The organism is Bartonella sp. HY328 (assembly GCF_025449335.1).
Classification (GTDB): Bacteria; Pseudomonadota; Alphaproteobacteria; order Rhizobiales; family Rhizobiaceae; genus HY038.
This window is the reverse complement of sequence record NZ_CP104883.1, coordinates 315,001-337,157: the sequence shown is the minus strand read 5'-3', so window position 1 is coordinate 337,157 and position 22,157 is coordinate 315,001. Positions and strand designations below refer to the sequence as shown.

At 41.5% G+C, this 22,157-nt stretch carries 10 protein-coding genes, 1 tRNA gene and 2 rRNA genes (1 of these 13 running past the window's edge); 3 read left to right on the top strand and 10 right to left on the bottom strand.

Annotated features, from left to right (window positions below; all coding sequences use genetic code 11):
- Window positions 1-597: 597 nt before the first annotated feature.
- On the bottom strand, window positions 598-2,694 hold the full coding sequence (locus N5852_RS01355) for a transglycosylase domain-containing protein (RefSeq protein WP_262098587.1): 2,097 nt from the start codon (window positions 2,692-2,694) through the stop codon (window positions 598-600).
- 769 nt (window positions 2,695-3,463) lie between these two features.
- Here N5852_RS01355 and trxA point away from each other — a divergent pair.
- The gene (gene trxA / locus N5852_RS01350; RefSeq protein WP_262098586.1) at window positions 3,464-3,787 is read left to right on the top strand and encodes a thioredoxin; all 324 of its coding nucleotides are present in this window, start codon (window positions 3,464-3,466) and stop codon (window positions 3,785-3,787) included.
- A 161-nt stretch (window positions 3,788-3,948) separates the two neighbouring features.
- Here trxA and N5852_RS01345 read toward each other — a convergent pair whose 3' ends face one another.
- Both N5852_RS01345 and N5852_RS01340 read right to left on the bottom strand, forming a co-directional pair.
- Window positions 3,949-4,455: a TIGR00645 family protein gene (locus tag N5852_RS01345; protein WP_262098585.1), complete on the bottom strand. Its 507-nt coding sequence runs from the start codon at window positions 4,453-4,455 to the stop codon at window positions 3,949-3,951.
- 195 nt (window positions 4,456-4,650) lie between these two features.
- Window positions 4,651-7,125, bottom strand: coding sequence for a TIGR02302 family protein (locus N5852_RS01340; protein ID WP_262098584.1), 2,475 nt, complete (start codon window positions 7,123-7,125; stop codon window positions 4,651-4,653).
- Between the two features lie 487 nt (window positions 7,126-7,612).
- On the opposite strand from N5852_RS01340, the gene N5852_RS01335 reads away from it, so the two are divergent.
- Window positions 7,613-8,614: a hypothetical protein gene (locus N5852_RS01335; RefSeq protein ID WP_262098583.1), complete on the top strand. Its 1,002-nt coding sequence runs from the start codon at window positions 7,613-7,615 to the stop codon at window positions 8,612-8,614.
- Window positions 8,615-8,691: 77 nt separating this feature from the next.
- Here N5852_RS01335 and addA read toward each other — a convergent pair whose 3' ends face one another.
- The 4 genes from addA to N5852_RS01315 all read right to left on the bottom strand — a co-directional run bounded on the left by addA (window position 8,692) and on the right by N5852_RS01315 (window position 17,473).
- A complete protein-coding gene (gene addA, locus N5852_RS01330; RefSeq protein WP_262098582.1) occupies window positions 8,692-12,189 on the bottom strand; it encodes a double-strand break repair helicase AddA in 3,498 nt (1,165 codons plus the stop codon).
- A gap of 3 nt (window positions 12,190-12,192) precedes the next feature.
- Window positions 12,193-15,291 (bottom strand): double-strand break repair protein AddB, encoded by a 3,099-nt coding sequence (gene addB / locus N5852_RS01325; protein ID WP_262098581.1) that lies wholly within the window; start codon window positions 15,289-15,291, stop codon window positions 12,193-12,195.
- A 93-nt stretch (window positions 15,292-15,384) separates the two neighbouring features.
- Entirely contained in the window at window positions 15,385-16,110 is a 726-nt protein-coding gene (locus tag N5852_RS01320) for a nucleotidyltransferase family protein (protein WP_262098580.1), read from the bottom strand.
- A gap of 214 nt (window positions 16,111-16,324) precedes the next feature.
- On the bottom strand, window positions 16,325-17,473 hold the full coding sequence (locus N5852_RS01315) for an SGNH/GDSL hydrolase family protein (protein ID WP_262098579.1): 1,149 nt from the start codon (window positions 17,471-17,473) through the stop codon (window positions 16,325-16,327).
- Between the two features lie 1,617 nt (window positions 17,474-19,090).
- On the opposite strand from N5852_RS01315, the gene N5852_RS01310 reads away from it, so the two are divergent.
- Window positions 19,091-19,828: a hypothetical protein gene (locus N5852_RS01310; protein ID WP_262098578.1), complete on the top strand. Its 738-nt coding sequence runs from the start codon at window positions 19,091-19,093 to the stop codon at window positions 19,826-19,828.
- Between the two features lie 720 nt (window positions 19,829-20,548).
- On the opposite strand, the gene N5852_RS01305 is transcribed toward N5852_RS01310, so the two are convergent.
- From N5852_RS01305 to N5852_RS01295, 3 genes are all read right to left on the bottom strand, one after another.
- Window positions 20,549-20,625: transfer RNA gene (locus tag N5852_RS01305), tRNA-Met, on the bottom strand.
- Between the two features lie 152 nt (window positions 20,626-20,777).
- Window positions 20,778-20,892: ribosomal RNA gene (rrf, locus tag N5852_RS01300) — 5S ribosomal RNA — on the bottom strand.
- Window positions 20,893-20,967: 75 nt separating this feature from the next.
- Window positions 20,968-22,157 (bottom strand): 23S ribosomal RNA (locus N5852_RS01295) (it continues 1,623 nt past the right edge of the window).

Here is a 22,157-nt window from a genome sequence, read left to right as displayed (position 1 = left end):
TTGGCGCATTTTATCGGCAATGCGTTCAACTTTCAAGCCATGCATGAGTTAATCAAGACCGATCAAGTCTTTTATTTGATTGAGGTCTTAAAATATGGCTAATTAATTGTTTTTTCGCCTTTATTGTAACGACAATCACTATATCTTAAGGGACTCACAACAAGATTATGCTCATCTATTAGATGAATTTTTATGTAAATTTTAGAAAAAAATAATTTAAGTGACACTTAAGAACAATTGATCCTTGCGATTCTAATTCTTTTTGAATTAATTAATCGCAAATCTTGTTTTACCCTATATAACAATGCGTTTAATGGCTAAAGACCCAAACAGCGTGGAGTTTAAATAACTCATTTATAAAAGCAGTATGCTTGTTACGGATTTATAAAGTAAAAGGCGAGCGGATCATTATCCATATTTATATAGGCAGTCTTTAACTATTTTCTAGATTTATATTTTTTAAGACATCCCTTTATCTTGTCATAATCCGACTTACCTTAACCGATATTACCTTAAAAATCTTGTTTACACTAAAAAAGCGTGGTTGCTAGATTAGCCTTGAAGCCTTAGCCACCACGCATTTACAAATTATATTCCTTATTCCTCCCGCAATATTTCCATCAAGCTTTTATTCTTGATTTCGACATTTTGGTTCGCTTGCGGATTGATAGGGGCGGGTGGTGGTGGAAAATTATCATCACTATCACCATAATGATAGCCATTTTCATTATAGGGTGATGGGATATCATTATCATCAGGTAAGAGATCATTGCCACCAGGAACAGCATTTTCAATTTGGTAACTTGCCAAGAGATCCCGTATCGGCATATTTTTTTCGGCAACCCCCATATAGTCTTTCCAAACATTGACCGGAAGCCCACCTCCGCTTACCCCCTTCATCGGCTTGCCATCATCATTACCAAACCAAACACCAGTGACATAATCCGCCGTGTAGCCAATAAACCATGCATCACGCGAATTTTGGCTGGTACCGGTTTTACCGGCGGCAGGCCTGCCAATATTAGCGCGTTTCGCAGTTCCTGTTAAAATGGTTTGTTCAAGCATGGCATTCATCATGCCAACAATTTGCGGTTCAATAATACGGCTGCCACTTAATTCTCCAATATCATAAAGCACTTTGCCCTTAGTATCGGTAATGCGGCGAACAATATGAATTTGCGGTTTATAACCACCATTGCTTAATGGAACAAAAGCACCGGTCATTTCAATAAGACTAACTTCTGACGTACCAAGGGCAATTGATGCATTATCATTAAGGCCAGAATGGACACCAAGACGATGCGCGGTTTCAATAACCGCATCGGTGCCAACCTCCATAATCAATTGCGCGGCAACCGAATTTAACGAGTGGGAAAGTGCCGTTGTCAGTGTGACCTGCCCCATATATTTGCCGCCAGCATTGCGCGGTGTCCATTTACCAATTTTTACTGGTGCATCATTGCGAACCGAATTTGGCGTGCGCCCTTGCTCAAGCGCTGCCAGATAAACAAAAGGCTTGAAAGTTGAGCCGGGCTGACGGCGCGCATCGGTGGCGCGATTAAATTGGCTGTCAGCATAATTTGCACCGCCAATTAATGCGCGGATTGCACCGCTTTTATCAATCGATACCAGCGCGGCTTGCGAAACATTATTCTTTTTACCAGACGCTGATAATTGTGTAGTAATTGCTTTTTCAGCGGCTTTTTCAAAACCATAATCAATAGTGGTTTCAACAATAATATCACGGTCAGCTTCACCAATTAAAAATGGCAATTGGCTTACCACATAATCAGCCGCATAATTTTCACCGCCCGACCAATAAGACGCAGCTTTGACCATTGGTTCCGCAAGAGCAATTTGCAATTGCGTGTCATTAATCATATCTTCTTGACGCATAGCTGCAAGCACAAGTTTAGCGCGTGCATAGGCAGCTTCGGGGTTGCGCGCTGGCGAAAGACTGGACGGTGCTTTTAAGAGACCAGCAAGAGTTGCAGCTTCCAACAAGGTTACATCTTTAGCCGATTTATTAAAATAACGTCGTGAAGCAGCTTCGACGCCAAAAGCACCAGAGCCAAGATAAACACGGTTAAGATAAAGCTCGAGAATTTGATCTTTGCTCAGCTTTTGCTCTAGCCACAAAGCAATAAGCGCTTCCCTAACTTTACGATCAAGCGTGCGCTCGGACGACAAAAACAGGTTCTTCGCCAATTGCTGCGTGAGGGTTGAACCACCTTGCTTACCACGACCATTGGTAACATTGGTATAAACTGCACGGGCAATACCCACCGGATCAACACCATAATGGGAATTAAAACGCCGATCTTCGATTGCAACAACCGCCTTGCCAATCCACGGACTCATATTTTTTAGCGTGACAGCTTCACCACCGGTTGTACCACGATTAGCAATCAACTCGCCACCACGCGCAACAATACGCACATTGGGTGGGCGATCAGGAATTGTCCAAGTGGATAATTGTGGCATGCTCAGCCAGACATAGGTTATATAAGCGCCAAGAAAAATAACGCCCCATAGTCCTAAGACAAAGCTCCAATAAAAAATTCTGCCAAAAAAACTGCGTTGTTTTTTTGACTTACGCCGCTTTGGTGATGATGATTTTCCACCACTTGTTTTGGATTTTTTGCCTTTTTTTGTTGTTAGCTTTATAACACGATCATCCTCAGAAATGTGCATTAGGCCACCTTTTTGTGATTTGGAATTGATATTTAAAGGTTATTGCTAATGTCACAGAGTTAATTTCCTAAAATGATGATAGAGCATAAAAATTTTAAAAGCGTAAAGTCTGATAAAGATAAGTAATCGTCAAAACTTGACGTGATGCCTAAACCAGTTAACGCAAGTCGTAAAGCAAAAGAATCTTTCTTTTCATATTTTAAAATGTCTTAAGGGCAATTTATCGGCAAAATATGGCAAAGATTATAATTTTTTAATATGGTCATCAAGTTCATTTACAGTTTTAAATACATTATAAATTTTTTTAAAAACTACCATCATTCAGCATTATTTTGCAATATTTTCGCAATTACATTGATAATTCATAGAATGGTTTTGCGACTATCATGCATTGACGAATATTTGTTTTGCCAAAACGCCTAAATTATATAATTATTTATATAGACTAGAATTAAAAGTAGAAAATAATTCTAAGGGAAATTTCAAATCCATGTTATACTATAATAATTGTAAAATCTAATTTTTCTTAGAACGTCGTTTATGCCAGCAATGCGACAAGCTTGGTCTTGACGCAAGACTTGCGGTCAGCCATTATTAGTTCTTGGCTATCGCAATATTAGATGCAGGATGTTAGATTCATGGATTTAAATATGCATTTAACCGTGCAAAAATGCATGAAAATATAAAAATTAATCCGTTCGCTCTTTTTTATAAAGATGAACTGATTTAAACCTTTCCGAAAGATCAAGGCCTATATAAGGATATCAACATGACAACTGTAACCGTGGATACAACAAATTTCGAAAGCGACGTATTAAAGTCAAATGAGCCAGTTGTTGTGGATTTTTGGGCTGAATGGTGTCAACCATGTAAAATGATTGCTCCAGCTCTTGATGAGATTTCACAAGAATTAGAAGGCAAAGTCCGTATTGCCAAGATTAATATTGATGAAAACCCTGAACTCGCAACTCAATTTGGTGTTCGTTCTATTCCTACATTACTAATGTTCAAGGATGGCGAAGTGACATCAAATATGGTTGGTGCTGCTCCTAAAAGCCGTCTTGCTGATTGGATTAAATCATCGATTGCATAAAAATTGCAGTTAAAAGGCTGATTTTTTGCATATCATATTGTGCTAAGTGATTGGTCTTCATTAAAAATTAAATTCCATTGCAATCAATATTGCAATGGGATTTATTATTGTTATCACCATTAAACCAGTAAAATCTTTTTGCTATTTTGCAAATATAAGTTTTACTTTTTATCTTTCTTAGCGGTAAGCTTGTCAATATAGGCAAGAAATAGCGCGGAAACAATAAAGGTAATATGCAAAATAGTGTACCATTTAACATGGTTTTTATTAAAATCATAAGGCAGGTTGAGAAATATTTGCAGCAAATGGATAGAAGAAATTGCAATGATGGTCGAAGCAACCTTAACCTTTAATGAGCCAGCATCAATTGTGCCAAGCCAATGGACATCATTTTCGCCCTCATCAAAGCGGCTAACAAAATTTTCATAACCAGAGATAATGACCATTACCACAAGGCTAGCAATAAGCGCGGCATCAATAAGGCTTAGCATTTCAAGAATGGTTGCTTTTTCGTTCAAGATAAAGACGTGGCGAACGAATGAAAATAGCTCCTTTGCAAAAGAAAGCGCGTAAACTGCAAGGGCAAAGGCAAGCCCGACATAAAAAACAACCAGCAACCAGCGCGAGGCTAAAATAATTGCTTCAATTAATAATTCGATGCGCTTCATTATCTATCCCGTTTATTATGGCAATGAATGACCATTTCATTGCTTTTGTTTGATATTATATAAAATTTATCCACTCAATAGCGTTACAATATTTCCTACAAAAATTGAATTGACTTTTGCGTCACCTCAATTTGCTAAAACAAAAATTCATAGCACATAGCACTTCAGCAATAAATAGATGTGCCCTAAACCTATTTAATCAAAGTTCAATAAGCGTTCAAGATATTGGCGTTCCATTTCTGGGGTGAGATTGCCAAGGCGTTTCCTTATTTCATCCAAGATGCGTCGTGCTTTTTGAATATCACTTTCACTTGGAATAGCATTATCACCATGCTGGTTTTGCTCGCCGCCCATCTCGCGTCCCAATGGGTCAATCTGGCGGTCGTCATTGGGTGCGCCTTCACCTTTTTTCTTCAAAGCTTCGCGCATTTCAGCCATCATTTCCTGCGCACCATTACGCATGGCATCAAGAGCATCGGCTTGGCTTTGGGTTGACGATTCGCCATCTTCATTATCTAGCGCTTCCTGCGATTGCTCCATCGCTTGTCCCGCATCATCAAGACCCTCGCCTTGTTTCATGCCTTGCTTTTTTAAATCCTCTTGCAGATTTTTTAAATCACTGGATAAATCCTGTTGGCGCTTTTTCAAATCATCAAGATCTTTAGCAAAATCCTCGTCAGATTTTTCACCACGTTGATGTTCGCCAGTCATCTTATTGGTGTCATTAAGCATTTCTTGTTGACGGCGCATTAAATCCGATAATTTATCGATATTTTTCTGCATTTCTTGCTTTGCGCTATCTTTATTCTCGCCCTTACCACTACCACTGCCACCCTCACTTTGGGTGACTTGCATATTATCCATCATTTTTTCAAGTTCAGATAATAATTGCTCTGCCGCAGCACGATTTCCGGTTTTGGCAAGGTCTTCGAGTTCCTTTAACTTCTTTTGCAATTCATCTTCACTCAAGTCTTGCATTTGTTGACCGGGCTGTTGTTGCAATTTTTGGCCACTTTGCGCAAGCTCATCCATATAAGCGGACATGGCATTTTTCAACTCTGCCATCAAACGCTCAATCTCTTCTTGACTTGCACCATTACGCAACGCATCACGCAAGGCTTGCTGAGCAGCTTTTAGTCTTTGCGCTGCTGCGCTTAAGCTGCCACCTTCAACACCAACGGCAATATCCCATAAATAATCGGCAATATTGCGAAATTCTTCGTCATTATTAGCATTGGCAAGGCGACGCTTAACACTCGCAAGAGCTATCACCGTTGTGGCGTTCTTAATCGTATCTTTTGGACGAATTTGCACGGCATAAAGCATATCAAGAATATGATCTTTATTGGCAGTGTCAGCAATTAATAGGCCGCGCTGCTCAATCAGAGCGCGGGCAAGTGGATTGCCAAAACTGCGTTGCGGCAAAACCAACTCCTTAGGCTCACTTGATGCAATATTACCGGCCGCATCTTGTGCATGCAACGTCATATAAACCTTCGCGCCTGCCCAAGGATTTGCGGCAAAATCTTTCGATGTGCGAGTAATTCCCTTACCATTGCGCGGTAAAGTTAAAATAATATCAGGCACTGGGAAAAGCTGATGCCCTTTAGATAATGGGATCTTGCCCTCATCATCTTTTGCGAGTTCCATCGTTGCCCAAGCTTTAACCGCACCATAATCATCATCAATTTTATAGCTTAAATCAAGCAAACCATTAATTGCCCTTTTGGGATCACCATCCCAGCTAATGCGTGGTGGTTGGTCGGCAATTGCATTAAAATTCCAGCTTAAATCAGTATGCGGCCCAGTCAAGGAAAGCGTAACGGCTTTGCTTAATTGGACATCAAAGGCCATAACATCGTTATTATCATCGGCGTTCGCCGCAATGTCTTCACTTTTAGGCGTATTGTTACCATCATGCCAATTGGCAGTAAGTTTTAAGCGCGTATCAGCACTGCTAATACGCAAATTAACAATACTATTAATTGGCACATCAAACTGCCCGTCAGTTTCTGAAGATGTATTGTTTTCGATTAAATAAATCGGAGCGCGCCCAGTATATTCAGGCGGCGTAACCCACGCATCAACGCGCATATTGGACCAATCGGCATGTTTGCCAAAATAAAATGCATCATCAATGCGCCCAGAGGATGGACTAAAACTATAGGCAAAAGCAACAGCAAAACCCAAAACAATAATTGACCGCAAACCATAAGGATCTTGGCGCGGAATATTGGGAAATGGATAGCCACTTTGTAAATTATTTAAAGATTTAACCAAGCGTTGGCGATGTGCTTGCCACAATATTTGCGCAACTTTATCACTTGTTGGCGGTAGCGCATCATATTGCGCGAGAATTGGCTGAAAATTGAGCCCACTTGCTTCTTCAATACGTTTATCAACATCACCATGGCTGGGTGATTTAAATTTAAATAATTTTAGCAAGCACCAAAAGAGTAAACACGCAAAAATAAAGAGCATACCAAATTGCATGAGGCCGGAAGCCAATTTGAAAATGCCAAACCATGAAAGCGCAAAAAAGCTCAAAACCACTAAAATAATCGGCAAAATCAGCGGCCATAAGCGCTCAAAAATCATAATTGCAAAGGTCAGCCGGCGCACGCGCGCCAGTTTTGCTTGCCAATCCTGATTTTCAACTTTTGCGGTCATAATTCCATCCGTATGGCATGATTTCACCATGTAACATGGCTAAGAAGTATCAAAGTCAGTCTTTATACAAGTTTTTGTCTTAAGTTTGATTTAAAAAGACAAACATTATGCTTTTATTTTTTAAAGCTTATTTCTTGCTGCCGATAGAGGCAACATCAAAGACCTTATAGTGATGGAAAAACACCAGTTTAACAATAGGGATATTATTTAGCCGATATTCGCTATTTTACCCTTTGCCAATAGCAATGATAAGCTGCATGATAGGGGTAGACCGACAGGTTGCAAAGAAATTATTTCAAAATTAAACTCATATCATGTCGTTCAAATTAATAAGTACTCACCCTGACAGCGTATAGTTTTTGAAATTGCATTGCATTTTTATTTTATGATCGTCGATAAGTTATAATAATATCGAAAAAAGAGCGATAAAGACTTCATCACAAGAAAGCAGCCAAGGGCTTAGGGCGCTCTTTAAACGAGGGTTATTATGAGACAAATTACCTATTCTGTCATATTATTACTGTTTTCACTTTATTGCGTTAAGGCAGATCAACCCAGTAAGGAATATGACCAAACTACCCTTTGTGCTTTGAAGGTAAAGGCCAATCAAGGTGATTTAGCGGCCAGCCTTGAATTAGCTAAATTTTTGTATCAACCATTTCCCTTTGACTATTGGAATGTTACGAACATCAATTTTATGCGCAATAATGTAGATATACCGGAGGCCATAAAATATTTTAAAATGGCGAGCCAAAGCCCATATAAATATCTTGAAAATGATCCCATTTATAGAGAAACCACCTATCATCTGGCAATGCTTTATTTTATGGAAACACAGCAAAGCTTAAACGGTTATTTGCCTAATCAAGGCGTAGCTGACAAAAAATTATCAGATCAAGCAATTTATTGGGCAGAGCAATTGCGTATGATCGAACCCAATCAGGGAAATTTCCTTTTGGCGGAGCTATATAATATAGATGATCCTCAACTCAAAGACAGCGCCAAGTCTAAAATGTATTTAGCAAAAGCAGTTGATGGTAAATTTCCGCAAGCGTTACTTGTAAAAGCTTTTGCTGCCAATACTGGTTCTCAAAAAATAGAATTACCAAAAGAAGCTATCAAGCTTATCAACCTAGCTGCCAATACGGGAAACATACAGGCGATTCATATGAAGGCTGCTATAACAATAGAAGGTGATATAAAAACCTATGAAGAATGGAGAATGACACGCGACCAAGCTTTCGCTGTTATGCGAAAAAACGCTGAAAAGGGATACGTCCCTTCTATTCGTGCTCTCATAAAATATGACGACGAACAAAGGGAAAAATGGCAAGAAATCTATAATAAAATGTTATCTGATCAAGAGATCATCTGGCTATATTATCCGCCACTTACCGGTAGCAGTGATAAAACATTAAATAGCGATGAAACGGATTTAGTAAATAAAAGTGAAAAAGATAAGAGACGGCTTTATAAATCTTGCCCGTAGTAAGAAAACCACAATATTAATGGATGCAATGGCAGTGCTGCGGTAAAATATTTGGTGTTTCAAAAATTATAAAATTATCATAATTTATCTACCATATCGCGCATTTGCGTTTCATCCATTTCAAAAACAACAGGGCCATTAGTATAGATCAGCAAGCCTTTAAACTGCTTATTGGGATAAATTTCACCGAGCAATTTACGATAAAGCGCCATTTGTAAAATATATCCATCTGGCACTTCATTTATGCTATCTGGTACTTGGCCAGTTTTAAAGTCAGCAAAAACAACATGTGCGTCATCAACCACTAAACGGTCAATCTGGCCAGAAACAGGACGCGGTTTACCGCGCACATCAACAACGCCCATTAAGGCAACTTCAGCTTGGCTTTGCTGAGAAAAAAGCTGCTTGAATTGTGGATTATCCAATACATCGAAAATCATTTTTTCCATTTTTTGCCGTGACTTTTCGTCAAAATGGCCTGCTTGTTTAGCAAGATAATTTTGCGTGAGTGTGCGCCTTTTATCCTCTGCAACATCAGGTAAATATTGCAATAGACTATGGATAAGTGTTCCACGCTCTAAGCTCGTTGGCACTTGGCTTTGCGCAGTTTTTTGAAAAATTGGTGAAATGCTCATGCCATGAGGATCGATATTGGGCGCATCTTCAATCAAAATACTAGCTTTTGATGGTGATAATGGGCGCGGCAAGCCTTGTTCTGCTGGTGCGCGTTGCAAAAGATAATCGGGCATATCAAAATGCTGTATAACTTCTTCCACCACTTTTTCTTTATTATACATGCCAAGCTGCGGCGGTGTTATTTGATAGCGATAGGCGGTTATCCCGTCAACGGGCGAAGAAATTTCTACCATTTCATTTTGCAAGGCATCTTTTACAAGATCAAGCCATGTGCCTGTGGTTGGGCGGTTACTTTTATAGCCGCAAACAATCAAACGGTCTTCAGCTCTTGTCATGCCAACATAAAGCAAACGGCGATATTCTTCCGCAGCCCGTTGCTTAAGTCCATCAATAGCTTCACCAATTAAAGCGGTTTTATAATCACTTGATGGTTGCCACAATAAAACCGGCTCAATTGTTTGCCCTTTGGCTGTGCTATCCACCTCGATCAATTTTGGCTCGTGCTGGCTGTTCCAAATACGGCTGCCAGAATCAACAAGGAAAACCACTGCTGCTTCTAAACCCTTGGCCGCATGTACTGTCATGATACGCACTTCATTGCGGCTTTGATCCATTTCACGCTTAATTTCAGGCTGTGCCTCAGCTAAGGTTTCCAAAAATGCTTGTAGGCCCGGAAGTCCAGTTTTTTGCACAGCAAGCGTATAATCCATAAAAGCGTCAAGCACATCACTGGCTTCATTGCCAAGACGCGCTAAAATATCACGCCGCCCATGATGCTCACTTAAAATACGGCTATAAAATTCATAAACCGGAGTAATGTCAGCAAGGCCGCGCAATTCTTCCAATAAATCATAAGCGCGTTGATATTTGGAGTCATTGCCCGCTTGCTGTTCTAATGCGCGATAGAGTAGGTCATTGCGTTCTGCTGCAATTTTTAAAAGATCATTTTCATTCAATCCAAAAATTGGACTTTTTAACACTGCGGCCAATGATAGATCATCATAGGGCTGTAAAACAAACCGCCCCAAGGCAACAAGATCACGAACGGCAATATGATCAGCAAGGCGCAAACGATCCGCCCCTGCAACGGCAATATGCAAATTTTTAAGTTCACGAGAAAGCGCATGAACAAATTGGTCGCGTTTACGCACCAAGACCATAATATCACGCGGTGTAATCAAGCGGTTTTTGCCAGCAATAACCTCGCCATTATCAAGCCAATGCTTGATGGTTAAAGCCATTTGCCGCGCTAATTTAATAGCGGGAGCCGCCAATTGATCGACTGGCTCGCGCCAATCTTCCGGCTCACTTACCTCATCAGGCGTTAAGGCTTCCCAAACATCAACCTCGCCGGGTTCATCTTTTCGCACTGGCTCATGAATGGTCTTTTCATTTTCAGCACTTAAGCCTTGATAATTTTGTGGATGCTCAAAAACATGATCAACCGCGTTTAAAACATCAGCAGTTGAGCGGAAAGAAAAATCGAGCCGCAATTTTTTAAAACCAAGCTTGGCAGCAAGGGCGCGCTTTTCAACCGCACGGCCATTTTGGGCAAAGTCTTCAGGTATTGCCCCTTGGAAAGAATAAATGGATTGCTTTTCATCGCCCACCGCAAATAAGGTGCGCCGTTCATTGCGGGCAGTTGTGCCAGAAAAAAACTCTTCTGATAATAGCCGAATTATTTGCCATTGTGCTGGGCTCGTATCTTGCGCTTCATCAACCAAAATATGGTCAATACCGCGATCAAGCTTATATTGTACCCATTCGCCTGCGCCTTTGCGTTTAAGCATTGCAACGGTTTTATAGATAAGGTCATCAAAATCCAAAAAGCCACGGCGCTTTTTAAGGCGGTTATAAAGACTGTTTAAGGCGTCCACTAGCACATAGGCCGCTTGATTAAGCCCCACCAGATCAACCGCGCAAATGGCATCGATGAGCTGCAACACATGGTCATGCTTTTCGCCAAATTCATCTATTGCGTCTGGTGCGACAGCTTGAACGGCTTTGGTAAAAATTGTTTTTGGGCTGCGAGCCTTACCTTGACCAGTAAAATAAATATCATGAGCGAGATCTTTGAAATTTCGCCAATTGGTCTCATTTGCCAAAGCCTCGATGCGATCACAAAATTTTTCCATATTGCTGCCGCCAGCGCTTAAAAACAAAGCAATGCGGTCGGGCGAATAAAGAGCGGCTTCTTTTAAAGCATAGCTTAAATTTTCAAGATTATCGCTGGCTTTAACTCCAAAAATTTGACGAAAAAACTCAATTCCTTGTTCACGCCAACGTAAAAGTGGTTCGCTTAAGGATTGGCGTTTATATATTGCCTCACTCAATAAGCGATCTAGTCCAAACTCACCGACTGTTGATAAAATAAGATCAAAAGCTTGGCTTAATGCCTCATCATTACGCTTATAAGCAGTTTCAAGGATAAGGCGCTTTGCTTCGCCAATAAGGGCGATTTGGCGCATATCATCAATCATTTCAAAATGACCAGCAATATTGGCTTCAACGGGAAATTGATGCAAAAGTGCTTCACAAAAAGCGTGAATGGTTTGTATTTTTAAACCGCCCGGTGTTTCAAGCGCATGGGCAAATAATTTGCGTGCGGCTGTAATGCGCAATGCATCAGGCTTTTTATGCTCTAATTTTTGCAGTGCTTCGCCAAGTTCCTCGTCGCTAATGCGCGTCCACTGCGATAGGCGCGAAAAAATACGCGTTTGCATTACCGCCGCCGCCGCTTTGGTATAAGTAAGGCATAATATGCGTGATGGCGGAGTACCTGTAAGCAAGATACGAATGACACGCTCGGTCAAAACATGGGTTTTACCAGAACCAGCATTGGCCGACACCCATACACTGGTGTTGGGATCAGATGATTGCGCTTGTGCTTCCAAGGCTTTGGTGGGGATTTTGCCGGAAATTTTACTTGTTGCTTTCATGGCCTAACTCCCCAAATCATCGGTGTCTAGGCTGCTATCGCCGCTTGCAGACCATTCCCAAATGCGGGCAAGATGATCATAATCACCAACATAATTAACCAATGGCGGCATAGCACGCGATAAATAGCCTTGGTTTTCATCCAAATAAAGTAAGACCAATTGATGCAATCGCTGCCATGCAAGCTCGGATAGTTCCATAGCTGTTTTATCACCATCTTTTAAAATAGTTTGCGCTTCCACTTCGCCTTTGCCGGTTAAACGCACATAAATAAGATCAGTTGGTGCACTGTCTTTTTCACATTCACTAAAAGCACCGCGCCGCAATAAAGCTCCTTCAAGGGCTAATTGTGGTGCCATAAGGGTTGCGGCTTGTTTGATTGACGGGGTAGATCCTGTTTTAAAATCTAAAATTTCTGCGCCGCCATCATCTAGCATATCAATACGGTCGGCACGTCCTGAAAGGCTAATGCCGCTTCCATTAATCTCAACCGCGCGTGCTTTAATTTCTGGTAAGCGCTTGCGCGGTGATAAATTTTGTTCAAACGCAATAAGCTGCGGCATTAACATACGAAAACGCGGCCACCAAATCGCTTCAACATCAAGCGGTAATTGCATTTTATCAAATTCTTCACGGGCAATATCACTCAGCATATTGATCATTAATTCACTATCAAGCACTGGAACATGCTCGCTAAAACTTGCAACAATGGCATGATAAAGCGTACCGCGTTCTGCGACCGAAGGATCGCGAATAAGCGGATCAAGGGGTTTTAGCCGTAAAATTTTCTTGGCATAAATAGCATAAGGATCGCGGCGCAGTGTTTCGACTTCAGTTACTGAAAAATGTTTGGGCCGTAATTTTAATAAAGGTTTTGGATTTGGCCGCTCAATAAACGGCACGTCATCGGCTTCATCAAGCTTTCTTGCCCAATAAAGATATTTGGCACCGCGCGCGCGCAGTTTAATCATATCTGCTTGGCCTATCACCGTTTCAAGCCGCTGCAACCAGCGTGATGGCACTGATGGCGCATTATCCAATTTAACTGAACGGGTCATAATTACCCGCTCGCTGCCAAGGATCATTTGAAAATCATGGGCGGCAATACCGGTGCTGCGCTCTGGCGGATCAAGGGCAATAGTGGCTTTCATCGGCCGCGACATGAAAGGGTCATTACGGGTAGAACCCGGCCACACACCTTCATTAAGGCCACCAATCACCATAGTATCGACATTTTGCAAGCGCGATTCTAACGCACCCCAAATATAAAGCCGCGGGTGGCCACCTTGTAGCATACGCACACTAATTGTTGCACCAATTGCCGCAAAAACTTCTGGCCACTCTGCTGCTTGAAATGTAAGACCCGAGCGGTCAGCCACTAATTCTTGCATAAAATTGATAAGACCTTGCCCAGCTTCGCGATCATATAGTTTTTCAATCGTTCCATCTTCATCACGGCCGAAATTTTCAAAACTGGCAATAGTTGCTTCGACTGCTTGTAAGATGGTGACTTCCCCTTCCATCTTGGCAAAATCAGCAAGTGGTTTTGCAGCTTCCATCAAAAGACCAGCAAAACTTTGCGCTTCTTCAATTAATAAGGGATCAATCCGATCAAAATTATGGCTATCAAGCTCGGTCATTTTAAGCAAGCGTTCGGCAATAAAAGCAGGGCAATTGGCCAAAGATATGCGTCCTGTACCGCCACGCAGGGCGAAAAGCTCAAAGCGCTCAACCATGCGGCGTAATTGATGGCGTGGTTTACCAAGCCGCGTTAACGGATGCTTCAACAATGACAAAAATGCCACCGGATCACCGGGAGAGAAAATACAATCCAACAATAAGCGAATGAGCGCGGCAGGTTCCGTTTCACTTAATGGCTTGCCGCCAGAATCATCGGCATAAATGCCAAAGCGTTTTAATTCTGCCGCAACACGGCGGGCAAGATTTCTGTCACCAGTCACAAAGGCAGCGGTTTTATCAGGCTCATGGATGGCATCACGCAAAGCAACGGCAATGGTAACCGCTTCTTCACGCTCGCTTGCGGTTTCCACAAGTGAGAAATTAGCAAAAGCTTCTTCAACCAAATTTAAGTTGAGTTTTGACCACTGGTCGGTGGTCGCAGCAGGGCGAAAGGCTTGTGCAACAATATATTCTCTTGCGCGTTTGTCGATGCTGATCTCACCAATATGCTCAACGCTGTCACGCAATGCACCAATTTTTTGCAAGAGTAAATTCAAACCATATTGTGGATTACCAAAGATTGATGGATCGGAAATGGTATCACTTAAAGAATTCCAACTTTTGTCATCAAGGTCGCGATCAAGCCCCGGTAAAACCACCGCACCATTAGGCAAATGGGCAATGACTTTTAAAAGTTCTGCCGCTGCTGGAATAGAGCCCGTTGAGCCTGCCGCTATAACGGGGCCTTTGGGTGGATTATTTTTAAGGCTTAAAGCATGTTCGCGGATCATTTGATTGCGCCACCAAGCAGGATTAGACTGGCCGCGTTCTTTCAAAATTTCAGGCCAGCTTGCTGTGACGATGCTTAAAAAATCAAGCGTTACTTGCCACCATTCAGCAACAAGGTCGGGACAAATATCTTTAAGGCCTGCCCAATCTGCTTCATCAGTTTCTACTTGATCCATTAATTTAGCAAGATCTCCAGCAAACCAGATGGCATCAGCAGTATTGGCTGGAATAGTAATATCTTCACGGCCGAATAATTGGCGTAAATGCTGGGGTAGATTTTCACGCCATGGACGAATAAGGCGCGCTAATAATAATTGTCGTTCAATGGTAGAGATAGGCGGCGCTTTTTCCAATATTTTTTCGCCTGATAAAAGCGATAAAGGCCCCTCATCATCAACATCACCCAATGGGCGAATAATAGGCAAAAAACTGGCTGTTGTTTTATTTTTTTCGACAAAAGCGGCACGAAGCGCACGACCAGCACGGCGCGTTGGCACATAAATGGTAACATTGGCAAGGCTTAACGGATTATCAATCTTATCGCCGTCAAGCAATGTGCCATTGGTTAAGGCATCAACAAAGGTTGGAAGAAATGGCACGCCAGACGCAATTGAAAAAAGCCTAGGCTTTCGCATATCTTCACCTTTGAACTTTATAAATTATGCATTATTTTACATTAATAGATATGCAAAACAAGCAAACTATTATCTATGGCTTAGCGACCATATTTAACCTTGATGACGGCTTTTCATCAAATCTTCAACTACTTTAATCATATCCATTGTGCCAGCCGTATACCAATCGCCAAGAAGCGGCAGTCCGTAAAGTCGGTTATTGGCAATTGCCTTATCAAAATAATGGTTTAATGAATGGGGTTCAAGATTACCTCTATCCAATATTTGCGGATTAAGAATAAAGCAACCGGGATAAATAACCGAATTATCAACAAAAGCAGGCGCGCGCTTAAGTCTACTATCATCATCAATTAAAAAATCGCCTCGCTCATTGCCTGGCGCGGCAAGGCGCGGCACAACCAACATCGCCATATCCATTTTATCGCCATCAAAAAAATCGGCTAGCCGCAAAAGATTTGATTGGAGATAGTCAACCCAAAATGAATCCGAGTTCATGACAAAAAATGGCTGGTCACCTAATAGGGGTAATGCTTTGATTATACCGCCAGCTGAATCAAGCAATTGTTCGCGTTCATCGGAAATGATGATGTCCATACCATCAAATTTTTGCTGTGCGATATAATCTGCTATTTTTTCGCCAAGATAATGAATATTGACAATGACTTTTTTAATGCCTGCATTTTGCAATATCTGCAAATTGCGCAACAGCATCGGTTTGCCAAATATTTCTACCAAGGGTTTTGGCGTCGTAAGGGTCAACGGCCGCATACGTGTGCCAAATCCTGCAGCCAATATCATTGCAGTTTCAATCTTGGACATAATAGCCTTCACTTAATAATATTTTTTGTGTTTATTTAAACAACGTAAAGATATAAGGCAATATAATATCCAATAATCAATTGCATACATATGATCGGCAAATTATTTAAAAATCCGGTCATATTTACAGGAAATTTAACAGAGAATTTTGCGGCTTTTGCTATAAAAATAGAATATGTCCAAGCGAAATGGTGCCGGTGCTATCGTCTATTTTTTATGGTGCGGCAAAGTAATCAGCGCGTCCACGTTGCTCTTCATATGCCTCCCTTTGCTTTTTGGCAATTGGGCTGCCGCTTTTAGTATTCCCAGATAGCTCCGTACTATTTTTAGAAAAATCGGTTAGATTAGTCGGGGGGATACGTTCAATTTTTTTACGTGGGGCAACAACCTCTAATGACTGAGCATTTGGCACCTGCGGAGCGTTGATTACTTCAATGTGCTCATTGCCTTGGTCTAATAGCGATGGAACGGATTGCTCATTAAAGATTGCTTCAATTGCAGCTTTAACATAAAAGGCGAGTTTTTGCCGCCCGGCCGGCGTAAAAGCAATGCCGTCATTGGTACGCAAACGCGCTGTTTGCCCGTTCATATCATATCCGGAAAGCGCGAAACTCCCCTTGTCGTCGACAAATCCGCTCCATATGTCGACAAATTGACCATTTGTGTTACCAATAGCTGCGTTGTAATAGGCATTAAACCGGCCTGAACTTTGATGTAGTTGCAACTTACCAAAGCTAGGCAAGCCCACCCAAAGCCACGGCTTTTGTGTTGCCTCTAAATCCTTAGCGATAAGCGCAACCCTTTCTTGATAGATTTTATTCCAATCCTCACTATTAAATTCCAGCGTTTTTTTGTTTATTTTTATAGATTGACGATCATTGGCACCAATAACAAAGATTATGATATCTGCATTTTCTTCTGCAACGATTTTACTGATATTATCATGCCAATTATAATGATCTTCTCTTACCAAGCCTGAAGAGCCATCTGTCCGCTTTATTATTCTAAAATTGGAATTATCTGCATAAAGCTCGCTAAGTCCGTCACTCATTGCGCTAGCAACAAAATCGCCAATAAATAGAATTTTTTTTGCATCGGGAGATTTTTCAATCTGCGGCGTTACGATAGATGTTACAGCGATGGGCTTTGTTTTTTGTGGTGCTTTGTTGACCGGCTTTCGGCGCATAGGCTGGTTGTTATTTTTTGGTATAGCTTGTGGTGCGCTTTGCTTCGGGCCGAAAAGTAAATCAAATAATGTTTTTCTTTCTTGCGCGTGAGCCATGGATACAGTGTTTATTAGAACCAAACTTGGGATCCATAACAAGGCAACAAGCAATATCAAAAATCTGCTCTTATTAGTCATATTTCCCGCCGCCTCTTCAACATCGCACCTTATCAAAGTAATTAAAATGCTATTATAACCAAACGCCAAACATCTTTTCTAACCTTTTATCATCACAACTGCATAGAGAAAAGTCTTTATACTGCATAGCCGATAAAATAACACCAATCTCGCCAATGGCTAAATCTAACCAAAGACATTGGCGGTAGAAAAATCGTGCAGCGTCATTTTATGATAAAATGGTCTTGCCTAGCCAAGTATAAATTGTGGGGACTGGCATAGAAAAGGGTTAAGTATAATTATTTCATCCAACTTGGTAATAATTTAATCAAGTTCTGTGTTGAATGATGATTAAAACATCTCTCACACGCCTTTAAGTAAAGGTGAAAGGGCTTTTTTGGGAGCTATTTAAACGACGCATATGGCGCTTGGCTCCAGAAGTTTTTATTCCCATTGGTATAATTTCGATCATCCACAAAGATTTTTTCCCAAAGGTTTTGTATGGTTGATCCTCTCATGGTGAAACGCAGATACATCAAGAACATCATAAGCAGAAAAGCGTATTTCGATAAATAATGGAATCTAGTTTAGTTGATTGTATAATAATCGGTAAAAGCGTTTCAGTACGGGCATTTGGGATAAGAAAACCATGAACTTCCATTGCTTTTTGATGATCCCAAAACGGGTATTTTTCCGCCAGCTCCAAGCCCTCTTTTGCCTTTACACACTCCAATAAAATAACTCTCATCTAGTTTAATTTTACCGCACCTAAGCTCAGCCGCTTCGTGTTCAAGGTAGTAAGCTACTTCCGATTGCAGCTCGTGGACATAAAGGGGAGCTGTATTGCTGTTTACCCCTGCTAAAACCGCCGCTGAACCTCAAAAAAAAATATTTAGATAGGTTCAACTTGTTTTACTTGTGAAAGGCAACTTTTAAGCTGTAGCTTATCCATTTCACACCAGTAGTTTTTTAGCTATCGATGCCAGCCGCTAAAACTTTTAAGATAAGTAAACACTAATACTTTAGACCATAATTTGTGAATAATTTTTAGGTCATTGAGTCACCATCTAGATGCTCGGGTATTTCATTGAATTCGTATTTTTTTAAGAATACATTAAAATGCTCTTTTGACGCTTACATTGCATTTTCCAAAATGTCATTTGGCGCAGGTCAAAAGTTTTTAATTTCGCTCATATGATTTTCTTCATTAACAAATTAAGCAATAATGTAAGTTAGTATTTTTAGGGCAATTTTTAAAATACATTTTTTTGCGACAACCATTAAAATAACTGTCATCTAGTCGGATCTCACCTATAAATTGAGCCACCCAATCTTGTTAATTGACCACAATTAAATACAATAATTACGCAGAACACAAGCGATTGCATTAGGATGACAACCAACCGATTCTGCAGTTTTTACGGTTGAATTAGCAATGAAACCTCTCGTAACTTCTAATTGCTCATTTATTGTTATTGTACATTACCTTACATACATGGAAGGCACTACGTCAGATACATCCAGGTGTTAGCTGTAAAATGATTTTGCTTATTTTTCTTAGAATTGAATGATCAATATTGTTCAATTTTGTGTTAGCATAGTGCAACTTCTTCTAACTTGATGAGGGGATTGATCAAAATGCTTATCGAAACCTATACAAGCAATATGTGTTGCCTTTGTGGTTCACGATACCAATTGACGCACGAGCACAAAATTAAAGCTTCAGGCATCAAAAAAATTTTTGGTAAGGATCAAATGTTGATCGGGACGTTTGCGAATGCCGATGGTTACAGGATCGCACAGGGTCCAAAATCAAAGGAATTCCATTTTACAGTCCCGATTTGTGCTACATGTAACGGCAATTTAACCCAGCCAGCGGATCTTGCCTTTGACTATTTCCATAACGACTTAATGTCACTATATCATAAGTATGAAAATTTAAACGCTATTATAAATTGGCGAATCGCTTGTATTACCCCTTCGGCCGAACTAAATATGCAGCGCTATTTTGCAAAACTATTATGCTGCCATATTGCCCAAACTTGTGGTTTTTCTATACCCACATTGTCGGCCTTTGCCATTGGCAAATCGGATACATGCTCAATTAACATATTTATTAATTCGGACGAATATTGCCGAGTAATGGAACAAATACAATTTGCGTACCATGGTGGTCTCAGCATTTTGGTGGATCCACTTCACAGACAACCCACAGGTTTTACAAGTGCATTAATACTAGGGCCGTTAAAATACGAGTTTGAGGTCAATTACGGACTAGAATTGGGATACTATTTAGAAGTTTTAAACCCTAATTTTCATCAACATTGTTTAAAAGTTTACGACTACCAAAACGATTTTGCCTATCAAAGCGAATGATAGGTCAGTAACAGGATTTCAAGTAAAATTTAGCCTTTCAACCTAAATCCTATACCGCAAATCACAGGTAAAAACTAGACAAACCACCGTGGCACGGTTATTTTCTGCCCTGCATCTTTGCAAAGCATATTGAATATTACACTATCAATCACTCTGCTACGTTAATAAATTCCCCTAAGAAATCCAATACACCATAGAACTAGAGCGCAAAATACCGGACACTTGTATGATCTTGCCAATTTCTATGATTAGCGTCAAATTTTTTAAAAGAAAGTTTGTTTATTGCCTGGTTTTGCCCCCCATATCGATATATTATGAGCTTTTCGATAAAGCTATCGCACTTATACGCATTGCTCACCTATCACGTATAGGGTTGAAGTTATCATTGTTGATGGGAAGGTTAGGCGCTTTACTACGCCGTTATTTAGCTAACATTTCCACTTTAGCCTTTTAAACACCAAGGACCGCCAGACCGCTTCTTTTGGGGCTATGATATATGCTGTTTCTAATTTGATTGGATTTTGTTGAGCGGAGCTGATTTTGACGGACGACGATGATGTTATGTTTGTTTTTGGCGGGGGTATTTAGGCTTTTCGAGTGCAGATAGGATCTTTTCGCTAGTTAAGCGAGTGTAACCCTATATGTATAAACGCCAAAGACCGCTCTGAGGCGGTTATTACAATAGGTTTTAACACTGTTTATAAATTTTTGCTGGGGATTTGGTTGCGGGGGCAGGATTTGAACCTACGACCTTCAGGTTATGAGCCTGACGAGCTACCGGGCTGCTCCACCCCGCGTCACCTATAGACTTTGCTTGAAGTAATGATGTTGCTCGAGCAAAGGACCTTATCTGATTAAGCGTTTAGAACGGTTATTTAAGGAAGATCAGATAAGAATAAATACGGAGTTTTGATGGTGAAGAGATTATATTCATTCATGCATTTTGCAGACCTGGCAGCGACCTACTCTCCCGTGTCTTAAGACAAAGTACCATTGGCGCTGGAGCGTTTCACGGCCGAGTTCGAAATGGGATCGGGTGCAGCCGCTCCGCCATAACCACCAGGTCGGCGAAAGGCATGAACAAATTGAAGCTGGTTTTGATTTTCTGCTGTTTTATTAACTGGATATAGGTAATGGGAACGATCAAGCCGATTGAACGATTAGTATCAGTAAGCTTCATGTGTTACCACACTTCCACACCTGACCTATCAACGTGGTCGTCTTCCACGGTTCTCATGGGAATACTCGTTTTTAGGTGGGTTTCCCGCTTAGATGCCTTCAGCGGTTATCCCTTCCGTATATAGCTACCCTGCTATGCGGCTGGCGCCACAACAGGTCCACCAGAGATACGTCCATCCCGGTCCTCTCGTACTAGGGACAGATCCTATCAATATTCCTACACCCACGGCAGATAGGGACCGAACTGTCTCACGACGTTCTGAACCCAACTCACGTACCGCTTTAAATGGCGAACAGCCATACCCTTGGGACCTGCTCCAGCCCCAGGATGCGATGAGTCGACATCGAGGTGCCAAACAACCCCGTCGATATGGACTCTTGGGGGTCATCAGCCTGTTATCCCCGGCGTACCTTTTATCCGTTGAGCGATGGCCCTTCCACACGGGACCACCGGATCACTATGACCGTCTTTCGACTCTGCTCGACTTGTCAGTCTTACAGTCAGGCAGGCTTATGCCATTGCACTCAGCGAACGATTTCCGACCGTTCTGAGCCCACCATCGCGCGCCTCCGTTACTCTTTAGGAGGCGACCGCCCCAGTCAAACTACCCACCATACACGGTCCTGGTTCCGGATAACGGAACGCAGTTAGACATCCATGTAGATAAGGGTGGTATTTCAAGGAAGACTCCACAATGGCTGGCGCCACTGCTTCAAAGTCTACCACCTATCCTACACATGTCGACACGAATGCCAGTGTAAAGCTATAGTAAAGGTGCACGGGGTCTTTCCGTCTAACCGCAGGAACCCCGCATCTTCACGGGGAATTCAATTTCACTGAGTCTATGTTGGAGACAGCGGGGAAGTCGTTACGCCATTCGTGCAGGTCGGAACTTACCCGACAAGGAATTTCGCTACCTTAGGACCGTTATAGTTACGGCCGCCGTTTACTGGGGCTTCAATTCAATGCTTGCACATCTCCTCTTAACCTTCCAGCACCGGGCAGGCGTCAGACCCTATACGTCGTCTTGCGACTTCGCAGAGCCCTGTGTTTTTGGTAAACAGTCGCTACCCCCTGGTCTGTGCCACCCCCTAACGGTTGCCCGCTAAAGGGTCACGCTTCTTCCGAAGTTACGCGTGCAATTTGCCG